This window comes from Curtobacterium sp. MCLR17_036, assembly GCF_003234445.2.
Lineage (GTDB): Bacteria > Actinomycetota > Actinomycetes > Actinomycetales > Microbacteriaceae > Curtobacterium.
Genome location: NZ_CP126269.1, coordinates 1 through 23,684, shown reverse-complemented (window position 1 = coordinate 23,684; position 23,684 = coordinate 1). Strand labels below are relative to the sequence as shown.

At 68.9% G+C, this 23,684-nt stretch carries 17 protein-coding genes, 2 tRNA genes and 1 pseudogene; 7 read left to right on the top strand and 13 right to left on the bottom strand.

Annotated elements, in window-relative coordinates:
• From DEI99_RS00100 to pknB, 5 genes are all read left to right on the top strand, one after another.
• On the top strand, positions 1–1,365 hold the full coding sequence (locus DEI99_RS00100) for a Stp1/IreP family PP2C-type Ser/Thr phosphatase (RefSeq protein WP_111041740.1): 1,365 nt from the start codon (positions 1–3) through the stop codon (positions 1,363–1,365).
• The gene (locus DEI99_RS00095) at positions 1,362–2,792 is read left to right on the top strand and encodes an FtsW/RodA/SpoVE family cell cycle protein (protein WP_111041741.1); all 1,431 of its coding nucleotides are present in this window, start codon (positions 1,362–1,364) and stop codon (positions 2,790–2,792) included. Before DEI99_RS00100 ends, DEI99_RS00095 begins: the two co-directional genes overlap by 4 nt.
• Entirely contained in the window at positions 2,789–4,243 is a 1,455-nt protein-coding gene (locus tag DEI99_RS00090) for a peptidoglycan D,D-transpeptidase FtsI family protein (RefSeq protein ID WP_071258555.1), read from the top strand. Before DEI99_RS00095 ends, DEI99_RS00090 begins: the two co-directional genes overlap by 4 nt.
• Entirely contained in the window at positions 4,240–6,018 is a 1,779-nt protein-coding gene (locus tag DEI99_RS00085; RefSeq protein WP_111041742.1) for a protein kinase domain-containing protein, read from the top strand. Before DEI99_RS00090 ends, DEI99_RS00085 begins: the two co-directional genes overlap by 4 nt.
• Positions 6,019–6,138: 120 nt before the next feature.
• Positions 6,139–7,974, top strand: a complete 1,836-nt coding sequence (gene pknB / locus DEI99_RS00080; protein WP_258369391.1) for a Stk1 family PASTA domain-containing Ser/Thr kinase — start codon at positions 6,139–6,141, stop codon at positions 7,972–7,974.
• Between the two features lie 137 nt (positions 7,975–8,111).
• Here the strand turns inward: pknB and DEI99_RS00075 are convergent, their stop codons facing one another.
• Positions 8,112–8,756 (bottom strand): anthranilate synthase component II, encoded by a 645-nt coding sequence (locus DEI99_RS00075; protein ID WP_071297568.1) that lies wholly within the window; start codon positions 8,754–8,756, stop codon positions 8,112–8,114.
• An 80-nt stretch (positions 8,757–8,836) separates the two neighbouring features.
• Between DEI99_RS00075 and DEI99_RS00070 the strand changes: the two genes are divergently transcribed.
• Positions 8,837–9,091 (top strand): cell division protein CrgA, encoded by a 255-nt coding sequence (locus DEI99_RS00070; protein WP_071258594.1) that lies wholly within the window; start codon positions 8,837–8,839, stop codon positions 9,089–9,091.
• A gap of 530 nt (positions 9,092–9,621) precedes the next feature.
• Here DEI99_RS00070 and DEI99_RS00065 read toward each other — a convergent pair.
• A complete protein-coding gene (locus DEI99_RS00065; protein ID WP_111041744.1) occupies positions 9,622–10,476 on the bottom strand; it encodes a rhomboid family intramembrane serine protease in 855 nt (284 codons plus the stop codon).
• A 7-nt stretch (positions 10,477–10,483) separates the two neighbouring features.
• Entirely contained in the window at positions 10,484–11,023 is a 540-nt protein-coding gene (locus tag DEI99_RS00060; protein ID WP_071258603.1) for a peptidylprolyl isomerase, read from the bottom strand.
• Positions 11,024–11,139: 116 nt separating this feature from the next.
• Here DEI99_RS00060 and DEI99_RS00055 point away from each other — a divergent pair, with 116 nt between their 5' ends.
• Positions 11,140–11,712, top strand: a complete 573-nt coding sequence (locus tag DEI99_RS00055) for a hypothetical protein (RefSeq protein ID WP_111041745.1) — start codon at positions 11,140–11,142, stop codon at positions 11,710–11,712.
• Between the two features lie 474 nt (positions 11,713–12,186).
• Here DEI99_RS00055 and DEI99_RS00050 read toward each other — a convergent pair.
• From DEI99_RS00050 to dnaA, 10 genes and pseudogenes are all read right to left on the bottom strand, one after another.
• Positions 12,187–12,259, bottom strand: a tRNA-Ala gene (locus tag DEI99_RS00050).
• A 32-nt stretch (positions 12,260–12,291) separates the two neighbouring features.
• Positions 12,292–12,368 (bottom strand) — tRNA-Ile (locus tag DEI99_RS00045).
• Between the two features lie 75 nt (positions 12,369–12,443).
• Positions 12,444–12,851 (bottom strand): DUF3566 domain-containing protein, encoded by a 408-nt coding sequence (locus DEI99_RS00040; protein WP_071258606.1) that lies wholly within the window; start codon positions 12,849–12,851, stop codon positions 12,444–12,446.
• The gene (gene gyrA / locus DEI99_RS00035) at positions 12,844–15,516 is read right to left on the bottom strand and encodes a DNA gyrase subunit A (RefSeq protein ID WP_071297566.1); all 2,673 of its coding nucleotides are present in this window, start codon (positions 15,514–15,516) and stop codon (positions 12,844–12,846) included. The genes DEI99_RS00040 and gyrA overlap by 8 nt, the downstream gene beginning before the upstream one ends.
• A gap of 114 nt (positions 15,517–15,630) precedes the next feature.
• Positions 15,631–17,634 carry a DNA topoisomerase (ATP-hydrolyzing) subunit B gene (gyrB, locus tag DEI99_RS00030; RefSeq protein ID WP_111041746.1) on the bottom strand — a complete coding sequence of 668 codons (2,004 nt, stop codon included), beginning with the start codon at positions 17,632–17,634 and terminating at the stop codon, positions 15,631–15,633.
• Positions 17,635–17,767: 133 nt separating this feature from the next.
• Positions 17,768–18,268 (bottom strand): DciA family protein, encoded by a 501-nt coding sequence (locus DEI99_RS00025; RefSeq protein ID WP_111041747.1) that lies wholly within the window; start codon positions 18,266–18,268, stop codon positions 17,768–17,770.
• Positions 18,269–18,522: 254 nt separating this feature from the next.
• Positions 18,523–19,686, bottom strand: a pseudogene (gene recF, locus DEI99_RS00020) (DNA replication/repair protein RecF); the annotation flags it as partial.
• A 31-nt stretch (positions 19,687–19,717) separates the two neighbouring features.
• Positions 19,718–20,605, bottom strand: a complete 888-nt coding sequence (gene gnd, locus DEI99_RS00015; protein WP_111041748.1) for a phosphogluconate dehydrogenase (NAD(+)-dependent, decarboxylating) — start codon at positions 20,603–20,605, stop codon at positions 19,718–19,720.
• A 71-nt stretch (positions 20,606–20,676) separates the two neighbouring features.
• On the bottom strand, positions 20,677–21,822 hold the full coding sequence (dnaN, locus tag DEI99_RS00010) for a DNA polymerase III subunit beta (protein WP_111041749.1): 1,146 nt from the start codon (positions 21,820–21,822) through the stop codon (positions 20,677–20,679).
• A 407-nt stretch (positions 21,823–22,229) separates the two neighbouring features.
• A complete protein-coding gene (gene dnaA / locus DEI99_RS00005; protein ID WP_071260312.1) occupies positions 22,230–23,684 on the bottom strand; it encodes a chromosomal replication initiator protein DnaA in 1,455 nt (484 codons plus the stop codon).

Sequence of the window (23,684 nt, the reverse complement as noted above, 5' to 3'; positions counted from 1 at the left end):
ATGACCGCTCGGACGCTGAGCGCCGCTGTGTCCCACGTCGGGCGCATCCGCGCGAACAACCAGGACTCCGGCTACGCCGGCGCCCACCTGTTCGCGGTCGCCGACGGCATGGGCGGGCACGCCGGCGGCGACGTCGCCTCGGCCATCGCCATCCGGCGCATCCGTGAGGTCGACCGCGAGTTCCCCTCGGCGCACGACGCCGAGTTCGCCCTGCAGTCGGCCCTCATCGCGGCCAACCAGCTCATCACCGAGACGGTGTTCGAGCACCAGGAGCTCACCGGGATGGGCACCACCGTCTCCGCGATGATCCGGGTCGGGGACCAGATCGCGATCGCACACATCGGCGACTCCCGCATCTACCGGCTCCGCGACGGCGAGCTGCAGCAGATCACCTCGGACCACACCTTCGTGCAGCGCCTCGTCGACAGCGGCCGCATCACGCCGGAGGAAGCCGCCGTGCACCCCCGCCGCTCCGTCCTCATGCGCGTGCTCGGCGACGTCGACGCCGCGCCCGAGGTCGACACGGCGATCATGGACATCCAGCCGGGCGACCGCTGGCTGCTCTGCTCGGACGGACTCTCGTCCTACCTCGCCGAGGAGCGCATCCGTCACGCGCTCGCCTCGACGATGGACGCCAACCAGGTGACGCAGCGCCTCGTCAAGGAGACGCTCGACCACGGCGCACCGGACAACGTCACCGTCGTCGTCATGGACGTCACCGCCGAGGACGTCGACGACGAGGACGACGCCGCGACCACCGTCGGCTCGGCCGCCGCACCGCTGACCTTCGAGGCGTCGACCGGCCGCAAGCCGATCCGCCTCCCCACGATCCTGCTGCACCCGCTCAAGGTCACCACCGCCCCCGAGGACTCGCACTTCGAGCCGGAGTCCGACCAGTTCTTCGCCGAGCTCATCGCGGAGGACCGCCGGCGGCGCATCCGACGTCGGGTCTCGTGGACCGTCGCCCTCGTGCTCGCCGTCGCCGTCCTGGTCGGCGCGGTCTTCGTCGGTTGGCGGATCACGCAGGACCACTACTACGTCGGCACCGACCGCGGGACCGTCGCCATCTACAAGGGCGTCCAGCAGTCGATCGGCCCGATCGCGTTGTCCGACGTCTACGAGGACACCGACATCACGGTGTCGTCGCTGCCCGACTACACCCGCGAGAACGTCCGCTCCACGATCAACGCCCAGTCGCTCACCGACGCCCGCGACATCGTCGACCGCCTGCGGAAGGCAGCCGAGACCGGCCAGGACCAGGCCGGCACCGGTGGTGACGGGAACCAGACGGCGTCGCCCACCCCCACGTCCTCGCCGACGTCGACCCGCACCCCGCGGCCGACCTCGACCCGGAGCCCGCGATGAGCGCCGCGACCGCGCAGTCCTTCACGCAGGCGATCACGATCAAGCTCCGCGAACCGGCACGCGCCCGCAACCTCGAGCTCGTGCTCCTGGTCATCGCGTGCGGCATCTGCGCCGGCGCCATGGTGCTCGTGCAGCTCGGCACCAAGGGCGAGCTGTTCGACACGTCCGTGCTCTGGGTCGGTGCGGGGATCCTCGGACTCGGACTCGTGATGCACGTCGTGCTCCGGGTCGTGGCGAAGAACGCCGACCCGTTCATCCTGCCGATCGCCCTCGTGCTCAACGGCATCGGCATCGCCGAGATCTACCGCATCGACGTGCACAACGGCCTGTCCGGCTGGGACGCCATCGGCGTCAAGCAGATCGTCTGGACGATGCTCGCGATGGTCCTCGCGATCGCCACCCTGCTCCTCGTCCGGAACCACCGGTTCCTGCAGCGGTACCGCTACATCTTCATGGCGCTGACGATCGTCCTGCTGCTCCTGCCGATGCTGCCCGGCATCGGGACGAACATCGGTGGCGCCCGGGTCTGGATCAGGATCGGCCCGTTCTCGTTCCAGCCCGGTGAGCTCGCGAAGATCACCATGGCGCTGTTCTTCGCCGGCTACCTCGTCACCGCACGCGACTCGCTGTCGATCGTCGGCAAGAAGTTCGCCGGCATGACGTTCCCCCGTGCCCGCGACCTCGGTCCGATCCTGGTGATGTGGGGCGCCGCGATGGCCGTGCTGGTGTTCCAGCGCGACCTCGGCACCGCGCTGCTGTACTTCGGCCTGTTCCTCGTCATGATCTACGTCGCCACGGCCCGACTGAGCTGGGTGCTCATCGGCCTGACGCTGTTCATCGGCGGTGCCCTCGTCGCGCAGAGCGTCCTCGAGTACGTGCACGGCCGGTTCGAGCAGTGGCTCGACCCGTTCGACCAGGAGATCTTCGCCCGGCAGACGCAGGGCAGCTACCAGCTCGTGCAGGGCCTGTTCGGCTTCGCGAACGGCGGGATCACCGGCACCGGGCTCGGCCAGGGCCGGCCCTACATCACGCCGGTCGCCAACGCCGACTACATCGTCGCCTCGCTCGGCGAGGAACTCGGGTTGATCGGTGTCTTCGCGATCCTCGCGCTCTTCATCGTGCTGGCCTCGCGCGGCCTCCGCGTCGGCTTCATGGCGCAGGACGACTTCGGCAAGCTGCTCGGCGTCGGCTTCGGGTTCATCATCGCCCTGCAGGTGTTCGTCGTCGTCGGCGGCATCACCCGGATCATCCCGGTGACGGGTCTGACCACGCCGTTCATGGCAGCCGGTGGTTCCTCCCTCATCGCGAACTGGATCATCGCCGCGATGCTGCTGCGCCTGACCGATTCCATCCCAGCCGAACAACGCGTCCAGCAGGGCGCGATCCCCGCCGCGAGCGGGCGGACCAGGAAGGAGCGTCGTCGATGAACCGGCAGCTCCGCGGTGTCTCGACCGTCATCGTGCTCATGTTCGTCGCGCTCTTCGTGTCGACGACGTCCATCCAGTTCTTCTCGGCCGAGCAGCTCCGCGCCGACTCCCGCAACTCCCGAACCATCCTGGCCAGTTACTCGACCAAGCGCGGAGCGATCCTCGTCGACGGCAGCCCGATCGCCGAGTCGACCCCGGTCGACGACCAGTACCAGTACCAGCGCAAGTACACGAACGGTGCGCTGTACTCGGCCGTCACCGGCTACTTCACGATCGGCCAGGGCAACACCGGCATCGAGAGCGCCGAGAACACCGTGCTCTCCGGCAACTCGGACGCCTCGTTCTTCCAGAACCTCAACTCGATCCTCACCGGCCAGGACGTCCAGGGCGACAACGTCAACCTGACCATCGACCCGGACGTGCAGCAGGCCGCCTACGACGCCCTCGGTGACAACACGGGCGCCGTGGTCGCGATCCAGCCGAAGACCGGCAAGATCCTCGCCATGGTGTCGAAGCCGGCGTACGACCCGAACGCGCTCACCTCGCACGACACTGCGAAGGTCAAGGAGCAGTACGACGCCCTGCTCGGCGCCGAGACCGCCCCGCTGCAGAACCGCGCCATCGGCGGCGACCTGTACACGCCCGGATCGGTCTTCAAGCTCGTCGTCGCGTCCGCCGCCCTCAAGGACGGCAAGTACGACCTCGACTCCGAGTTCCCGAACCCGTCGCGGCTGCAGCTGCCCGGCACGAGCACGTACATCAACAACGCCGAGGGCGGCACCTGCGGCGGCGGCGACAAGGTGAAGCTGCGGACCGCCATCCAGTACTCGTGCAACATCCCGTTCGCCGAGCTCGGCCAGAAGCTCGGGTACGACGCCATCAAGAGCATGGCCGACGAGTACGGCTTCGGCGACGCGATCGAGGTCCCGATGCGCGCGACGGCCAGTCAGTACCCGGACGTCGACTCGACCGCCACCCTCATGCTCAGCGCCTTCGGTCAGGCGAGCGTCCGCGTCTCGCCGCTGCAGATGGCCATGGTCTCGGCCGGCATCGCGAACGGCGGCACGGTGATGCAGCCGTCCCTGGTGGACTCGATCACCACGAGCGACCTGAAGACGGTCGAGTCCTTCTCGCCGAGGCAGTACAGTGATCCGCTGTCGTCCTCCGAGTCGGCCGACCTGACCGAGGCGATGCAGAGCGTCGTCAGCGGCGGGACCGGGACCAATGCGAAGATCGACGGTGTCGACGTCGCCGGGAAGACGGGCACCGCCGAAGGCGGCACGGGTGCCCCCTACACACTCTGGTTCACGGGGTTCGCGCCCGCCAAGGACCCCGAGGTGGCCGTCGCGGTCGTCGTCGGGAACGGCGGCGGGCTCGGGCAGTCCGGAGTCGGCAACACGGTCGCGGCCCCGGTCGCGAAGAAAGTCATGGAGGCGGTGCTGAACAAATGAGACCCACCAGCGGACTCACCTTCGGTGGGCGGTACCAGCTCTCGTCCCGGGTCGCCATCGGCGGCATGGGAGAGGTGTGGCAGGCGACCGACCTCGTCATCGGCCGGACCGTCGCACTCAAGATCCTCAAGGACGAGTACCTCGGTGACCCCGGGTTCCTCGAGCGCTTCCGCGCCGAGGCCCGGCACGCTGCCCTCGTCAACCACGAGGGCATCGCCAACGTCTTCGACTACGGCGAGGAGGACGGCAGCGCCTACCTGGTGATGGAGCTCGTCCCCGGCGAAGCGCTCTCGACCATGATCGAGCGCGAGCACACGCTGCCGGTCGACAAGGTGCTCGACATCGTGGCGCAGACCGCGAACGCCCTGCAGGCCGCCCACGCCGTCGGCCTCGTCCACCGCGACATCAAGCCCGGCAACCTGCTCATCACGCCGGACGGCCGCGTCAAGATCACCGACTTCGGCATCGCCCGGATCGCCGACCAGGTCCCGCTCACCGCGACCGGCCAGGTCATGGGCACCGTGCAGTACCTGTCGCCCGAGCAGGCGAGCGGCCACCCCGCCTCGCCCTCGACCGACATCTACTCGCTCGGCATCGTCGCGTACGAGGCACTGGCCGGCCGTCGCCCCTTCACGGGCGAGTCGCAGGTCGCGATCGCGATGGCGCACATCAACGAGCAGCCGCCGGCACTGCCCGGCGACATCCCGGCGCCCGTCTCCGCCCTCGTGCTGTCCTGCATCGCGAAGAAGCCCGCGGACCGTCCCGCGACCGCGGCGAACCTCGCCCGTGCCGCGCAGGCGCTCCGCCGTGGCGACGTCGCGGCCGCCACGGTGGCCGTGCCGGCGATCGCCCAGGACGGCACGGTGGCGTTCAACCCGCCGCCCGCCCAGGGGAACGACGCCGCCACCGCGCTCATCGGCACCCAGGCGGGCGCGATGGTCGGCGGCCCAGGGACCCCCCGGTCGCCCGTCACCGACGACGCAGAGGAACCGAGGAAGAAGCGCGCCTGGATCTGGTGGCTCGTCGGCATCGTGGTCCTGCTCGCCATCGCCGGCGGCATCGCCTACGCGGTGACGAGCTCGGAACCGGAGCCGGAGCCCACCCGGTCGTCGGCGGCGTCCCGTCCGCCCAAGCCGACGCCCACGCCGTCGGAGACCCCGTCCCAGACGCCCGTCGACACCCGGATCACGGTGAACGCCGCCGACTACACCGGCCAGAACGCCCAGGACGTCGCGAACCAGCTGCGCGCCAAGGGCCTGCAGGCCGACGTGGTCGACGGTTCGAACGCCACCTCGACCGACCAGGTCGGCACCGTCGAGTCGCTCGGTCCGGAGGGCAGCCTCGAACCCGGCACGACGGTCACCATCAAGGCCTTCGGCGAGGTACTGACCGCCGAGACGCCCGAGCGGGCGAACGGCGGCGACGTCAGCGCCTCCGGCCGCACGACCTTCAGCTGGCCCTCGTACGACAAGTGCCCCGCCGGGTACACCGACGTGACCTACACGTACACGATCGACAACGGCACGGTCCCGTCGACCGGCAGCAGCTCCGGCACGACGTCGGGCACGGCCGTGACGGTCGCCGCGGCCCAGCCCGGCACGGTGACCCTGTCGTACAAGGTGACCTGCAAGTCGCCGCAGTCGAGCACCACCGTGGTCTCGGAGTCGTCGCCGGGAGCCCAGGTCGAGTGGACCCAGGCGACCGAGGAGCCGACTCCGACGGACCCCGAGGAGGGCACCAACCCCAGCCAGGGCGGCCCGATGGACGGCAACTGACCGACCCCCGTTCGGGGCTGTTGACACTGTTCGGTAACGGTTCGGCCGACCCCTCGGTGGCCAGGGTTCGACCAGGTTCGGCTGCCGTACACTGGCTCGGACCGACAGACGGAGGAGTACGTGCCAGAAGGTGTGACCGCGGGGATCACGCTCCTCGCCAACCGCTACGAGATCGGTGACGTCATCGGTCGTGGCGGCATGGCCACGGTGCACCTGGGCAACGACACCCGCCTCGGGCGCAAGGTCGCGGTGAAGCTGTTGAAGCCGAGCCTGGCGAACGACCCCGCGTTCCGCACCCGCTTCCGGCAAGAGGCCCAGGCGGCCGCGCGCATGGCGCACCCGACCGTCGTCCGCGTGTACGACGCCGGCGAGGAGACCGTCCGCGAGTCCTCGGGCGCCGAGGTGCAGGTCCCCTTCATCGTCATGGAGTACGTCGAGGGCCGTCCGGTCTCCGACATCATCGCCGAGGGAGCGGTCGCGCCGGCCGAGGCCGTGCGCATCACCGAGGGCATCCTCACCGCGCTCGAGTACTCCCACCGCGCCGGTGTCGTGCACCGCGACATCAAGCCCGCCAACGTCATGGTCACGCACAGCGGCCAGGTCAAGGTCATGGACTTCGGCATCGCCCGGGCCATCACCGACACCTCGGCCACCGTCGCGCAGACCACCTCGATCCTCGGGACGGCGTCGTACTTCTCGCCCGAGCAGGCCCGCGGCGAGACCGTCGACGCCCGCACCGACCTGTACTCGACCGGCGTGGTCCTGTTCGAGCTGCTGACCGGGCGTGCGCCGTTCCAGGGCGACACCCCGGTGGCCGTCGCCTACCAGCACGTCAGCGAGCAGCCCGTCGCACCGTCGACCATCTCGCCCGAGGTGTCGCCCGCGCTCGACGCCGTGACCCTGCACGCGCTCGTGAAGGACCGGACGCGCCGGTTCCAGAACGCCGCCGAGTTCCGCACGGACCTGCAGCAGGCCGCTGCCGGTCGGATCCCCACCTCGACCAAGAAGCTCCAGCAGAACGCCGCGAACGACGCGTCCACGATGCTGTTCGGCGTGGACCCCCGGACCACGACCAACGCCGCGTCCGCCTTCCGCGAGCTCGACGACGACACGGCGGAGCACCGGCCCCAGCGCACGCAGAACCGTCCGCCGGTCGCGTGGATCTGGGTCGGCATCCTGCTCACCGTCGCGGTCATCGTGGCGGTCGTCTTCTTCGTCGCGAACCTGCAGCCCGGCAAGCCGCCGGTCTCCTCGTCGGTGAGCGTGCCGAGCGTGGCCGGCCAGACCTTCGACGGGGCGAAGGCCGCACTCGCGAAGCAGGAGCTCACCGCCGTCCGCGTCGAGGAGAACTCCGACGACGTCGACAAGGGCCGGGTCATCCGCACCGACCCCGGCTCGGGCGTCAACGTCGGACGGCGCACCAACGTCGACGTCGTCATCTCGATCGGACCGGAACGGATCGCCGTGCCGTCCGTCGACGGGCAGTCACAGGCCGACGCCGAGCAGGCGCTGACGGCGGCCGGGTTCCGCGTCGGAGCCATCACGAGCGACTACTCGAAGGACTCGCCCGCGGGCACGGTCCTGAGCGCCGACCCCGGATCCGGCACGATGCACAGCAAGGGCCTCGTGATCGACCTGACGGTGTCGAACGGCAAGGTCCAGTTGACCGACGTCCGGCAGAAGCCGTTCCCCGACGCCCAGAGCGAGCTGCAGCAGCTCGGGCTGACGGTGAACCCGGCGCCGGACACCTCGTGCGCGGGCAACCTGGTCACCCAGCAGGACACCCCGGCGGGCGACGTGCCGCAGGGCAGCTCCGTGACGCTGACCTACTGCGCGGCACCGAACGAGCCGGCGCAGACGCCCACCTCGGACAGCGGGTCGGGCAACGACCGGGGGCCGGGGAACGGGCAGGGCAACAACAACGGTCCCGGCGACCGTGGCGGCGACGACGACTGACCCGACCACCCGCGGGACGATGTCCGCTCGTCGGACGCAGGGCGGGCCTCCCGACCGGAACCCGCCTGACCGGGTCCCGACGGTGACACGGAGCGGCGACCGAGCCTGACGCAGGCCGGTGCCGTCCCGCCGGGGCGTCAGCCCCGGTGTGCGGCGATCAGCGGACCGAGTCCGTCCGCCCGCTCGACGGCACCGTCGAGGCCGGCCGTCTCGAGCCAGTTGCCGACCATGCGGTAACCACCCTCGGTGAGGACCGACTCGGGGTGGAACTGCACGCCGTAGACCGGGTGGTCCCGGTGCTGCACGCCCATGATGACGCCGCCACCGGTGCGGGCCGTGACGGTGAGCTCCTCCGGGACGGTGCCGTCCACGATGGCGAGCGAGTGGTACCGCGTGGCGGTGAAGGGGTGCGGGACCCCGGCGAACAGCACGCTGTCGTCGTGGTCGACCTGCGACGTCTTGCCGTGCATGAGTTCCTCGGCGTGCGTGACCGTGGCACCGAGCGCCTCCGCGATGGCCTGGTGGCCGAGGCACACCCCGAGCAACGGCGTCTCGGCCTCGATCGCGGCGTGGACGGTCGCGATGGAGACCCCGGCGTCCGCCGGCGTGCCCGGGCCCGGGGAGAGCAGGACACCGTCGTACTCGGCGAGGCGGTCGGCGATCTCGGACTCCGGGAACGCGTCGTTCCGCACCACGTCGGTCTCCGCTCCGAGCTGCTGGACGTACCCGTTCAGCGTGTAGACGAAGCTGTCGTAGTTGTCGACGACGAGGATCCTGGTCATGGTCGATCACCGTACTCGTGGGGGAATGTGTGGTCCGTCCGCGGATGGACCACGGACGCCGTCACGGTAGGATACCGGCCATGGCCAAGGACAAGGACCGCACCAAGCCCGCCCGGAGGACCCGAGCCGACTCGGTCGACACCGCGGGGGACGCCCCCAACCCGGTGTGGTTCAAGCCGGTCATGTTCGGCTTCATGCTGCTCGGACTCATCTGGGTCATCGTCTTCTACATCTCGAACGCGATGCTGCCCGTCCCGAGCCTCGGCTCGTGGAACATCCTCATCGGCTTCGGCATCATGTTCATCGGCTTCCTCATGACCACTCGGTGGCGCTGACACCGAGCAACACACCTCCCGACGCCCGTCGCACCGAAAGGTGCGGCGGGCGTCGTCGTTCTCCACAGCTTCACGGGGGCTCGTCCGCCAGATCCCGTGCCGAACGGCGGGTTGTCCTCATCTGTCCACAGTTGTGCACACTGTCCACAGCTCCCTCCACACCCGGGCCCGGGAGTTATCCACACCTGATTCCACAGTGGGGATAATCACACCGGTGTAACTCACCGGGTTGTCCCCAGGTGTGGATAACTTTGCTGGGACGTGTGGAAAGCGCGTCCGACGTGCCGCTGACCACCCGGCAGGCCGTCTCCTGCGGCGGCGTCGACGAGCGCCGCAGCCGCGCTGATGCGGCGCGCAACCGCTGTCCGCGGTGCCGTGCTGGTGCCGGTGCCGGTGCCGGTGCCGGTGCCGGTGCCGACCGACGCCCGGTGCGCGCTGCGGTGCCGACGGACGCCCGTACACGACGAACGCCCCGCCGCATGGAGCGACGGGGCGTTCGAGGGGCTCGCGGTGTGCGGCTCGGTGGCTGGTCAGCCGACGGTGACGGCGTACCCCACGACGGTGAGGGCCACCGCGACCACGGCAGCACCGACGAGCAGTGCGATCTGCAACGAACGCTGGCGGACGTTCCGGGTCTGCGCGAAGACGAACCCGACGAGGAAGCCGCCGATGATGCCACCGACGTGCGCCTGCCACGAGATGTTCGTGCCCGGGATGAACCCGACGACCAGGTTCAACCCCATGATCACGAGGAGCTGCACCGCGTTCTGCCCGAGACTGCGCTGCAGGACGAAGAACGCCGCGAACAGCCCGAAGATCGCGCCGGAAGCACCGACGACCCACGTACCGGGAGCCAGGAACGTGACGAGCATCGTGCCGAAGACCCCGGTGATGAAGTACAGCGCGACGAACCGCCAGGTGCCGAGCATGTTCTCGAGGATCCGACCGAAGATCCACAGCGCCCACATGTTGAACAGGATGTGGAGGAAGCCCGAGTGCACGAACAGCACCGTCACCGCCCGCCACGGCTGCACCGGCAGCAGCAGCGAGTTGTAGGCGAGCAGGTTCGTCAAGGCGCCGCGACTGAGCTCGTCGAACAGCCAGACGAGCACCGAGATCGCCACGAGGACGACGGTGCCCTTCTGGTCGAGCATGGCGAAGCGCCGTCGGGCGACCGTCAGGCCGCTCGGGCCTCCGGACGCCCGACGGTTCGCCGCGAACTGTGCGCGCTGTTCACGCACGCACTCCGGGCAGTGCACCCCGACCGCCGCCGGCGTCTGGCACTCCGGGCAGATCGTCCGCCCGCACCGCTGGCAGAGCACGAAGCTCTGCCGGTCGGGGTGCCGGTAGCAGGTGTTGTTCGGGTTGTACGCCTGGTCGGTCACGTGCGGATCAGACGTCCTCGACGTCGATGCTCTGGATGACGACGTCCTCGAGGGGCTTGTCGCGGCCGTCGGTGGCCACGCCCTCGATCCCGTCGACGACCGCGCGGGACTCGTCGTCCGCGACCTCGCCGAAGATGGTGTGCTTGCCCTGCAGCCACGGCGTCGCCACCGTGGTGATGAAGAACTGCGAGCCGTTCGTGCCACGGCCGCCCTGGATGCCGGCGTTCGCCATGGCGAAGATGTAGGGGTTCTGGAACGTGAGCTCGGGCGAGATCTCGTCGTCGAAGCGGTAGCCCGGGCCACCGATGCCCTGACCGAGGGGGTCGCCACCCTGGATCATGAAGTCCTTGATGATGCGGTGGAAGATGACGCCGTCGTACAGCTTGTCGGTCGAGACCTTGCCCGTGCCCGGGTGGGTCCACTCCTGCTGGCCCGTGGCGAGGTCGACGAAGTTCTTGACGGTCTTCGGAGCGTGGTTGCCGAACAGGTTGACGCGGATGTCGCCCTTGTTGGTGTGGATCGTTGCGACAGCGGTGTGCAGAGACATGTTCCGATTCTCGCATGTACTCCTGACATGCAGACGGATCCCACAGCGGAGGTTCCGTGACCTGTCAGGGAGTGTGGTGGCAGGATGGGGTCACGCCGATCCGATGGAGGAACCAGATGACGACGATCGAGATCCCGCGCAAGCGTCGGAAGCAGATCAAGAAGCTCAAGGGCCAGACCGCCACGCTCCTCGGAGAGCAGCGCAAGGTCCTCGAGCACGCGAACGCGATCCTGGCCGAGGCCCGGTCGAACGCAGCAGACGCAGCCCGCAAGGACATCGCCCCCCGCGTGCAGAACGCGATTGACAACGGCATCCGCCCGGCCGTCGCGACGGGGGTGCACGCAGCGACCTCGGCAGCGCAGAGTGCATCGCACCGCTTCCAGTCGGAGGTCGTGCCCGGCCTGGTCTCGACCGCCGGTTCGGTGCTGAGCATCGGTGACCTCGCGAAGGACCCGCGGGTGAAGAAGATCGTGAAGAACGCCCAGAAGAAGGGCAAGCAGGCCAAGAAGGCCGCGGGCAAGTACGTCCCGCAGCAGAAGAAGGGCCTCGGCTTCGGTGGCGTCGCGCTCATCGTCGTCGGCGTGGTCGCCGTCGCCGGCGCCGCGTACGCCGCGTACCAGACGCTCCGTGCGGACGACGACCTCTGGGTCGCCGACGACGCGGACTCGGCGGAGAAGCCCGCCGCCTGACCTCCCGGTTCGTACGAAGGGCCCCGGCACTGCGCCGGGGCCCTTCGTCGTCCCCGGGTACTGGCGTTCGTGCACCCGCCCGCCGCGTGCTCCGAACGCACCCGTCCATCTGCCTGGAGGCACGCGGCGGCCCGCCACCGCGCCTCCCGTCCGCCACGCGGCCGCGCCGGACACGCAGCGCGCCACGGGAACGCCGCCGAGCGGTCGCAAGCTGTCGCTCAGACAGCACGCAAACGACAGTTCCAGCCACCTCGGTGAACCACAGGCGGCATGTCGTGACCACTCGCCGAAGACGATGCGGAGTGGCGAGTGCCGGACTCAGCCACCGCGGAGCGGCGCGTCGCCGAAGGCGCGCGGACGAACACGGCGACCGAACCACCCGCGACGATCGCGCCGCAGGGGCCGCGGCGCGCACGGGCACAGAACGAAGCCCCTGGGCAGACGACGGAGTCCGCAACCAGGGGCTGATGCGAGTGGAGCCTGGGAGAATCGAACTCCCGACATCCTGCTTGCAAAGCAGGCGCTCTACCAACTGAGCTAAGGCCCCTGGACACCTGTGGTGCAGGTGCTGGAGGGAAGTGGTGGGGCTACAAGGACTTGAACCTTGGACCTCTTCGTTATCAGCGAAGCGCTCTAACCGCCTGAGCTATAGCCCCTCAGACCGGATGAAAGCCTACCGCACGATCCCGCCGGAACGAAATCGAGCACTGGCGCCATCCGGCCCGGGTGTGTCAGTTGTTCGTGAAGCCGACGAGCAGGCCGCCGGTGATCCGCACACTGAGGTTGTAGAGCACGCTCACGATCGCGCCGAGCACGGTGCCGACGACCACGTTGAGGATGCCCACGACGATGGAGAACCCGAGGACCTGGCCCAGCGAGAACTGGTCCATGATCGAGTAGCTGTTCTGCCCGGTGACGTCCTTGAGCAGGGCGTCGACCTGCGTGAACACGCCCGTCTGGTTGAGGATGACCCACACCAGGGCGGTGGCGACCACGATCACGATGCTGCCCGCGAGGGCGATGAGGAAGCTCAGCTTCACCATCGACCAGAAGTCGAGGTAGACCAGCCGCAGGCGGACCTGGCGGGTGCCGACGGGACGCTTCGCCTTCTTCTGGAGCTTCTCGGCGACACTACTCATTGCTTGACTGGTCCTCTCCGGCCTCGTCGTCGACGGGCGCGGGGTTGGTGGGCGCGTTGTCGATGGGGTCAGTGGGTTCCGGCGCCGCTTCGGCCGGGCTGACCGTCTCGACCGGGCCCGCTGGCTCGATCTCGGCGTCGTCCTGGTCGACCAGGTTCCGCTCGGTGTTCTGGGCCACGGCGATGATCCGGTCGTTCTCCGCGAACCTCGCGAAGACCACGCCCATCGTGTCTCGGCCCTTGGCGGGGACCTCGGCCACGGCAGACCTTACCACCTTGCCCGATTGCAGCACGACGAGCACCTCGTCGTCCTCGCCGACGATGAGCGCGCCCACCAGGTCGCCCCGGTCGAGCGCCAGCTTGGCCACCTTGATACCGAGACCGCCACGGCCCTGCACCCGGTACTGGTCGACGGAGGTGCGCTTGGCGTAGCCGCCCTCGGTCATCACCCAGACGAACCCGTCGTCGGACACGACCCGGGCCGCGAGCAGCGAGTCGCCGTCGCGGAAGGACATGCCCTTCACGCCGGAGGTCGACCGACCCATGGGACGCAGGGTGTCGTTCGTCGCGGTGAAGCGGAGCGACATGCCCTGGCGGGAGACGAGCAGCAGGTCGTCGTGCTCGTCGACGAGCAACGCCTGCCGGAGCTTGTCGCCGTCGCGCAGGTTGATCGCGATGATGCCGCCGGTGCGGTTCGTGTCGTACTCGGTGAGCGCGGTCTTCTTCACCAGGCCGTGCTCGGTGGCGAGGACCAGGTACTGCGCGACCTCGTAGTCGCGGATGTCGAGCACCTGCTGGATCTGCTCGTCGGGCTGCATGGCGAGCAGGTTCGCGACGTGCTGGCCCTTCGCGTCGCGGCCGGCCTCCTGCAGCTCGTACGCCTTCGCGCGGTAGACGCGGCCCTGGTCGGTGAGGAACAGCAGCCAGTGGTGCGTCGTCGTGACGAAGAAGTGCTCGACGATGTCGTCGGCGCGGAGCTGGGCGCCACGGACGCCGCGGCCACCGCGGTGCTGAGACCGGTACTGGTCACTGCGGGTGCGCTTGACGTAGCCGCCGCGGGTGATGGTGACGACCATCTCCTCTTCGGGGATGAGGTCCTCGATGGACATGTCGCCGTCGTAGCCGAGCATGATCTCGGTCCGGCGGTCGTCGCCGAAGCGGTCGACGATCTCCTCGAGCTCGTCGCGGATGATCGTGCGCTGCCGGGTCTCGGACGCCAGGATGTCCTGGAAGTCGGCGATCTTGCGCTCGAGTTCCTCGGCCTCGTCGTGGATCTTCTGCCGCTCGAGGGCAGCGAGACGACGGAGCTGCAGCTCGAGGATCGCGCGCGCCTGGATCTCGTCGACGGACAGCAGGTCCATCAGGCCGGTCCGGGCCTCTTCGACGTCGGGCGAGCGCCGGATGAGGGCGATGACCTCGTCGAGGGCGTCGAGCGCCGCCAGGTAGCCGCGCAGGATGTGCGCCCGCTTCTCGGCCTCGCGCAGACGGAACTGCGTGCGGCGCACGATGACGTCGATCTGGTGGGCGACCCACGCCGAGATGAAGCCGTCGAGCGGCAGGGTGCGCGGCACGCCGTCGACGATCGCGAGCATGTTCGCGCCGAAGTTCTCCTGCAGCTGCGTGTGCTTGTACAGGTTGTTCAGCACGACCTTGGCCACGGCGTCGCGCTTCAGCACGATGACCAGGCGCTGGCCGGTGCGCCCGGAGGTCTCGTCGCGGATGTCGGCGACACCCGCGAGCTTGCCGTCCTTGACGAGTTCGGCGATCTTGATCGCCAGGTTGTCCGGGTTCACCTGGTACGGCAGTTCGGTGACGACGAGGCAGGTGCGGCCCTGGATCTCCTCGACCGCGACGACGGCGCGCATCGTGATCGACCCGCGACCCGTGCGGTAGGCGTCCTGGATGCCCTTCGTGCCGAGCACCTGCGCGCCGGTCGGGAAGTCCGGGCCCTTGATGCGCTGCATGAGCGCGGCGAGGAGCTCTTCACGCGTGGCGTCGGGGTTGTCGAGCGACCACTTGGCGCCCTCGGCGACCTCGCGCAGGTTGTGCGGCGGGATGTTCGTCGCCATGCCGACCGCGATGCCGACCGAACCGTTGACGAGCAGGTTCGGGAACCGGGCCGGCAGGATCGCCGGCTCCTGCGTGCGGCCGTCGTAGTTGTCCTGGAAGTCGACGGTGTCCTCGTCGATGTCCCGGACCATCTCGAGCGCGAGCGGCGCCATCTTCGTCTCGGTGTACCGCGGGGCGGCGGCGCCGTCGTTGCCGGGCGAGCCGAAGTTGCCCTGCCCGAGCGCGAGCGGGTAGCGGAGCGACCACGGCTGCACCAGGCGGACCAGGGCGTCGTAGATCGCCGAGTCACCGTGCGGGTGGAACTGGCCCATGACGTCGCCGACGACACGGGAGCACTTCGAGAACGCGCGGTCCGGGCGGTACCCGCCGTCGAACATGGCGTAGATCACGCGGCGGTGCACCGGCTTGAGGCCGTCGCGGACCTCCGGCAGGGCACGGCCGACGATCACCGACATCGCGTAGTCGAGGTACGACCGCTGCATCTCGAGCTGCAGGTCGACCTGCGAGATGCGGTCACCGGAGACGACGATGTCCCCGCTGTCGCCGTGGACGATCTCGGGCTGCTCGTCGGCGCCGTTCTCGTTGTCGTCAGCCATGTGGCTTCGTTCCCTTTCTGGACAGCCCGGAGGCTGTGGTTCCGTTGGTCGCGCCGGGCGCGACCACAGGTGGTCAGGACTGGTCGACGCGGCTCACGCCGCGCCTCCTGGCCGTTAGATGTCGAGGAAGCGCACGTCCTTGGCGTTCTGCTGGATGAACTGGCGACGCGACTCGACGTCCTCGCCCATCAGCGTCGAGAAGACGCTGTCCACCGCGGCGGCGTCCTCGAGCGTGACCTGCAGGAGCGTCCGGGTGTCCGGGTTCATCGTGGTGTCCCAGAGCTCCTTGTAGTCCATCTCGCCGAGGCCCTTGTAGCGCTGGATCCCGTTGTCCTTCGGGATCCGCTTACCGGCTGCCAGGCCGGCCTGCATGAGGGCATCGCGCTCCCGGTCGCTGAAGACGTACTCGTGCGCCGAGTTCGACCACTTCAGGCGGTACAGCGGCGGCTGCGCGAGGTACACGTAGCCGCGCTCGATGAGCGGCCGCATGTAGCGGAACAGCAGCGTGAGCAGCAGCGTCGTGATGTGCTGGCCGTCGACGTCGGCATCGGCCATCAGCACGATCTTGTGGTACCGGGCCTTGTCCGGGTCGAAGTCCTCGCCGATGCCGGCGCCGAACGCCGTGATCATCGACTGGATCTCCTGGTTCGCGAGGGCGCGGTCGAGCCGGGCCTTCTCGACGTTGAGGATCTTGCCGCGCAGGGGCAGGATCGCCTGCGTCATCGGGTTGCGGCCCTGCACGGCGGAACCGCCGGCGGAGTCGCCCTCGACCATGAAGATCTCCGACAGGGTCGGGTCCTTCGACTGGCAGTCCTTCAGCTTGCCGGGCATGCCACCCGACTCGAGCAGGCCCTTGCGCCGCGTGGTCTCGCGCGCCTTGCGGGCGGCGAGCCGGGCCTGCGAGGCCTGGATCGCCTTGCGCACGACGTCGCGCGCCTGGGTCGGGTTGCTCTCGAACCAGTGCGTGAGCTCGCTGCCGACGACGCGCTGCACGAAGCCCTTCGCCTCGGTGTTCCCGAGCTTGGTCTTCGTCTGGCCCTCGAACTGCGGCTCGCCGAGCTTCACGGAGATGACGGCCGTCAGGCCCTCGCGGATGTCGTCACCCGTGAGGTTGTCGTCCTTCTCCTTGATGATCTTCGCCTCGCGCGCGTACTTGTTCACCAGGTACGTCAGCGCGGCACGGAAGCCCTCTTCGTGGGTCCCGCCCTCGTGCGTGTTGATCGTGTTCGCGAACGTGTGGACGCTCTCCTGGTACGAGGTGTTCCACTGCATCGCGACCTCGAGCGCGATCTTGCGCTCCGGGTCCTCGGCCTCGAACCCGATGACGTCGGGGTGGACGAGGTCGGCCTTCTTCTGCGAGTTGATGTACTCGACGTAGTCGGCGAGCCCGCGCTCGTAGTGGAAGGAGTCCTTGCGGGCCTCTTCCCCCTCTTCCGGGGTGCGCTCGTCCAGCAGGTTGATCCGCAGGCCCTTGTTCAGGAACGCCATCTGCTGGAACCGGGTGCGCAGGGTCTCGTAGTCGAACTCGACGGTCTCGAAGATGTCGGCGTTCGGCCAGAAGGTGATCGTGGTGCCGTGGTCGTCGGACGCTTCGTCCTGCGAGACCGGGGCGACGGGGACACCGTCGGTGTAGCTCTGGCGCCACACGTGCCCCTGGCGGCGGACCTCGACGTCGAGTTCGCTCGACAGCGCGTTCACGACCGAGGAACCCACGCCGTGCAGGCCACCGGAGACCGCGTACCCGCCGCCGCCGAACTTGCCGCCCGCGTGCAGGACGGTCAGCACGACCTGCAGCGTCGAGACGCCCTCGGCAGCGTGGACGTCCACCGGGATGCCGCGGCCGTTGTCGACGACGCGGACGCCGCCGTCCTCGCGGATGGTGACGTCGATCGTGTCGCAGTAGCCGGCGAGGGCCTCGTCGACGGAGTTGTCGACGATCTCCTGGACCAGGTGGTGCAGACCGCGCGGGCCCGTCGAGCCGATGTACATGCCGGGGCGCTTGCGCACGGCCTCGAGCCCCTCGAGCACCTGGATCTGGTCCGCGCCGTAGGATGGTTCGCTCTGCGGGGTCTCCGCGTCGAGCGGGTTCTGCGGTTCGTCTTCAGATCCTGATGCCATGTCGAGCGTGCTCCTGCCTGCGCGCGGAACGCCCGCGCACTGCACCTCCCAGTCTACCGCAGGGACCCCCCTTCCGAGGCGTCATCCGGCCCTCAGACGGGCTTTTTTGGCACCGCAGGATGATTTCGTCTGGTCACCCGTAGGTGTCGCGGGGGCCGCGCCCCTGGACCGTCCTGGGACCGCGTTTCCAGGTGGGGGCGTCCGGCCCCGAAACCCGGATCGACTCGACCCCGGCCTCCGGGTGCCGCTCGGCGATGGTCGTCGTGACGGATGCGCGCATGAGTCGGAGCTGTGTCGCCCACGCGGTCGAGTCGCAGCGGATGACGAGTGCACCGTCCTCGATCGTCACCGGGGTGGAGTGCTTCGCGAGCTCGTCACCCACGACGCTCGGCCAGTCCACGAAGAGCTCCGAGCGGGCGAGCGGCTCAGTCCAGCCGAGCTCCTGCGCGAGCGAGCCGACGACGTCGCCGAGGCCCCTCGGCTCACGACCCCGCCCGTACGGCACGGTGTCCGCGTCGAACTCGCGCGCGCGCCGCCGACGGGCGTCGGTACCGCGCTTCGACGGGTCGCCGAACACGGCACGGAGGTGCCGGTAGACCCGTGCGGGTTCGGTCGGCTTCCAGGGGCGGGGCATCAGGAGCCGGTTCCCGGTGCGGCCGCGTCCGGGGTCGGGGTCGGGCCGGCGGTGCCGACGGTGCCGGCCGCGTCCGGCGTGCCGGCCGCATGCGCGGTCGGGGTCGGGTTCGCATCCGCGGTCGAGGTCGCATGCGCGGTCGGGGTCGCGTCCGCGGTGCTGGCCGCGTCCGCGGTCGGGGTCGTCGCGTCGGTCGCGTCCGCCGTCGGGGTCGCGTCGTGCTCCGGACGGGAGGCGCGATCCGCGTCCGCCTCGTCGGTCACGATCGTGCCCGCCTCGATGCGCACCGTGTGCGCCGCCAACTGGCCGGGCACGTCACCGAAGACGGCGGCCGTGATGAGCACCTGCTCGTAGTCGGCGACCGCGTTCCCCAGCCGCTCCCGCCGCGACTCGTCGAGTTCGGCGAAGACGTCGTCGAGGATGATGATCGGGTCGCCCAGGCTCGACTCGGCCCGCAGGATCGAGGCACTCGCCAGCTGGATCGCGAGCGCGAACGACCACGACTCACCGTGACTGGCGTACCCGCGGGCTGGCAACCCGTTCAACTGGAAGAGCACGTCGTCCCGGTGAGGCCCGACGAGGGTGAGCCCGCGGTCGAGTTCGTCCCGCCGCCGCCGCTCGAGCGCCGCGGCGAACGCCTCGGCCGCAGCCTGGACGGACACCGGTTCGTCGGGGGTCCCGAGCACCGGGTCGGTGGCGGCCGCCGACTCGGGGTCCCCGCCACGGATCGACAGCACGCCCGCGATCGACGCGTCGTGGTGCTCGCCCGCGACGGTGGCGTAGGCCTCGGCCACGAAGGGCGCGAGCCGCCGCGTCAGGTGGTCGCGCGCCGCGACGATCTCGGCGCCGAGCCCGACCAACCGGTCGTCCCACACGTCGAGCGTCGACAGTGCGTTGGCCTTCGCGCCCGTCGCCCGGGCCGACTTGAGCAGCGTGTTCCGCTGCCGCAACGTGCGGTCGTAGTCCGCGAGCACGCCCTGCATCCGCGGGGCGATCTGCCCGAGCAGCTCGTCGAGCATCCGGCGACGACCGGCCGGTTCGCCACGCACGAGTGCGAGGTCCTCCGGGGCGAAGAGCACGCTCGTGCAGTAGCGCGGCAGCTCACGCGGCTTGATCGCCGACCGGTTCACCTGGGCACGGTTCGCGCCGGTGCGGTTGATCTGCACCTCGGCCAGGATGCTGCGCTCCTCGTGCGCGAGCCGCGCGCGGACGATCGCCGCGTCGCAGCCCTGGCGCACGAGCGCCGCGTCGGTGGGGACGCGGTGCGAACCGAGGGTGGAGAGGTACCCGATCGCCTCGACCAGGTTGGTCTTGCCCTGTCCGTTCCGCCCGACGAACAGGTTCGGCCCGCGTGCGAGGTCGACGTCCGCCTCCCGGTAGTTCCGGAAGTCGGTCAGTTGGAGGTGGTCGACGTGCACGCGGGCCGAGGCCGGGTTTCCCCGGGAAGTCCTAGGACTTCTTGACGGCGTGACCGCCGAACTGGTTGCGGAGCGCCGCGACGGCCTTCATCGTCGGGGACTGGCTGCCCTGACGCGAGACGAAGCGGGCGAACATCGCCGCGGACAGCGCCGGCATCGGGACGGCGAGCTCGATCCCTTCTTCGAGGGTCCAGCGACCCTCGCCCGAGTCGTCGACGTAGCCCTCGAGCTCGTCGAGCTTCGGGTCCTCGTTGATCGCGAGCACGAGCAGGTCGAGCAGCCAGGACCGCACGACGGTGCCGCGCTGCCAGCCGGCGAAGACCGCGGGGACGTCGTGGATGATGTCCTTGGCCTCGAGGAGCTCGTAGCCCTCGCCGTACGCCTGCATGATCGCGTACTCGATGCCGTTGTGGACCATCTTCGCGTAGTGACCCGCGCCGACGCCGCCGGCGTGCGAGAAGCCCTCTTCGCGGGGGCCCTCGGGACGGAGCGCGTCGAAGACCGGCATCGCGAACTCGACGTCCTCGACGGCACCGCCGACCATGAGGCCGTAGCCGTTGTCCTTGCCCCAGACGCCACCGGAGACACCGGCGTCCATGTAGCGGATGCCCTTGGCGTCGAGCTGCTTCGCGTGCACCTCGTCGTCGAGCCACTTCGAGTTGCCGCCGTCGATGACGAGGTCGCCCTCGCCGAGGACCTCGGCGAGGTCGGAGATCACGTCGTCGGTGATCTTGCCGTGCGGGACCATGACCCACACGAGCTTCTTGCCCTCGGGCAGCGCCGCGGCGAGTGCGCCGAGGTCGGCCACGTCGGAGACGGCGGGGTTCGCGTCGTAACCGGTGACCTCGATCCCAGCGTTGCGGAGACGGGCACGCATGTTGTTGCCCATGCGACCAAGGCCGACAAGACCGATGTGCATGATTTCCTCTTCTGTTCGTCGTCGCGCTGATGCAGCGTGGAGCGCGTCAGCGCAGTGTTCGGCTGTTGCGCTTACCGCAGCAGGAGATTGGGCTGCAGCAGGTACCGGTAACCGTCGGTCGCTGCGGCCTCTTGCGAAGTCTGGCCGGTGATGAGCACCGGGCCCGGCTTGTTGGGGTTCTCCGTCTTGGTGAAGGAGATGCGGACGAACTCGGAGTGCACCGCGTTCAGCCCGTCCAGGAGGAAGGCGGGCTTCAACGAGACCACCGTTTCCTCTCCGGTCAGCAACGCACTGATCGACTCTGACGCCTGCGCTTGTTCGGATCCGATCGCCTCGAGCGTGAGCCCGTCGACCGAGAAGGAGAACCGGAGGGCGGCTTCGCGCTCCAGGACGAGGGAGACCCGTCGGACGGCCTCGACCAGTTCCGCGGTGTTGATCACCGCGTGGTCGTTGACGGTCTCGGGGAAGAGCCGGCGGACCGGCGGGTAGTTGCCCTTGATGAGCAGCGACGTCACGGTCTTGTCGTCGGCGTGGAACGCGATGAGCTCGCGGTCGGAACTGCCCGAGATCGACACCGACACGGTGGACGCCGAGCCGAAGGTGCGGCCGACCTCCTGCAGGGTGCGCGCCGGGACCAGTGCGTGCAGCGGGTCGGACCCGACGCGGCCGGAGTCCCAGGCGATCGTGCGGACCGCGACGCGGTAGCGGTCGGTCGCGATGAGCGACAGGTCGTTGTCGCCGACCTCGAGCTGCACACCGGTGATGACGGGGGTGACGTCGTCGCGGCTCGCGGCCACGGCCACCTGAGAGACGGCCTCGGAGAACGCGTCGCCGGGGATCACGCCGGTCTGCGGACCGATCTCCGGCAGGGTCGGGTACTCCTCGACCGGCATGGACAGGAGCGTGAAGTGCGCGGAGCCGCAGGCGACCGAGATCTTCGAGTCCTCGGTGGTGAACGTCACCGGGGCGTTCGGCAGGCGGCTCGCGATGTCGTTCAGCAGGCGACCCGAGACCAGGACCGTGCCCGGGTCGTCGATCTGCGCCGTGATCGAGGTCTGCGCCGAGACCTCGTAGTCGAACGACGAGAGCGTGAGCCGGTCGCCGTCCGCGTGGATGAGGACACCCGACAGGATCGGGAGGGTCGTGCGCTGTGGGAGGAGCTTCACCGCGAAGGAGACGGCTTCGGAGAAGACGTCCCGGTTGACCTCGAACTTCACAGCTGGAACCCCTGTCGATCGGCTTGGACTGTCCGGCCGCCCCATTGTGGCACAGGCGGACGGAGCCCGGATTTCTTGTCATCCCGCCGTCCACAAGGTTGTCCCGCGGAGATGGATCGTTAACCAGGAGTAATGGTGTTAACGCCTGTGCACACTGTGGATAACCCTGTGCATGCCGCTCCGGCGTTGGGAACTACACGGTTGTGACTTGTTGACGGCCTGTGAGCGCTGTCTGGATGACGAATGCTCGTCTATCCACTTCCATCCCCAGTTTCCACAAGTGCCCCCTCAGCTGTGAACAACCGGGCGGCGTGTCCTCCACAGTTATCCACAGGCTTTCCACACTGTGAAGAGTCCGGCCATTGGAACCGTCTCAGATGGTGGACGGGGCCGCGACGGGGCCGATCTCAGCGGTACCGGCGGTCCTGCTTGATGCGGCTCGTGAGCTCGGTGACCTGGTTGTAGATCGACCGACGCTCCTTCATCAGCTCGGTGATCTTCTTGTTCGCGTACATCACCGTCGTGTGGTCGCGGTTGCCGAACAGCTGCCCGATCTTCGGCAGCGACAGGCTCGTCAGCTCACGGCACAGGTACATCGCGATCTGTCGCGCGGTGGCGATCGCCTGCGACCGCGAGGAGCCGTAGAGGTCGTCGACTGAGAGCTTGAAGTACTCGGCGGTGTGGTTGATGATGTCCGTCGGCGCGACGACGTTGTCCTCGTCGAGGGTGATGAGGTCCTTGAGGACGGTCTGCACGAGCGCCATGTCGACGGCCGTCCGGTTCAGGCTCGCGAACGCGGTGACGCGGATGAGCGTGCCCTCGAGCTCGCGGATGTTGCTCGACACCTTGGAGGCCATGAACTCGAGGATGTCGTCGGGCACCTGCAGGTGGTCGGACTGCGCCTTCTTGCGGAGGATCGCGATGCGGGTCTCGAGCTCGGGTGCCTGCACGTCGGTGATGAGGCCCCACTCGAACCGCGAGCGCATGCGGTCCTCGAAGCCGGTCAGGTGCTTCGGTGCGACGTCCGACGTGATGACGACCTGCTTGTTGTGGTCGTGCAGCGTGTTGAACGTGTGGAAGAAGGCCTCCTGCGTGGAGTCCTTCCCCTGCAGGAACTGGATGTCGTCGATGAGCAAAATGTCGATGTCGCGGTACCGCTGCTGGAACTGGTTCGAGCGGTTGTTCGCGATCGAGTTGATGAAGTCGTTGGTGAACTCCTCGCTCGACACGTACCGGACGCGGATCCCCGGGTAGAGGCTCTCGGCGTAGTGGCCGATGGCGTGGAGCAGGTGGGTCTTGCCGAGGCCGGAGTCGCCGTAGATGAAGAGCGGGTTGTAGGCCTTCGCCGGCGCCTCGGCCACCGCGACCGCTGCGGCGTGGGCGAACCGGTTCGACGACCCGATGACGAAGTTGTCGAAGTTGTACTTCGGGTTGAGCCGGGACTCCGGTCGTCCGCTCGTCCCCGGGGAGTCGATCTGGCTCGGCACGAACGGCGCCTCGATGTACTGGCGCGGGGCGGCGCTCTGCTCGACGATCTCCTGCACGGGTTCGGCGTACTCCGGCACGTTCGGGTCGACGCGGGGCTCCGAGGCCATGTCCGGGTTGACGGTGATCGCGAAGTTCGCGACCGAGTCGTCGCCGATGCGGGTCACGGCCTCGGTGATCGGGATCCGGATGCGCTGCTCGAGCATGCCGCGGGTGAGGTCGTTCGGCACCTCGAGGTAGAGGGTGCCGGCGAGGACGCCCTTCGGCTCGACAAGGTTGAGGAAGCCGTGCAGCTGCGGCGTGATGCGGGGGTCCTCGGCGAGGAGTCCGAGTACGGATGACCAGAGGTCCTCGACGGGGTCGGCCGGCATCGTCAT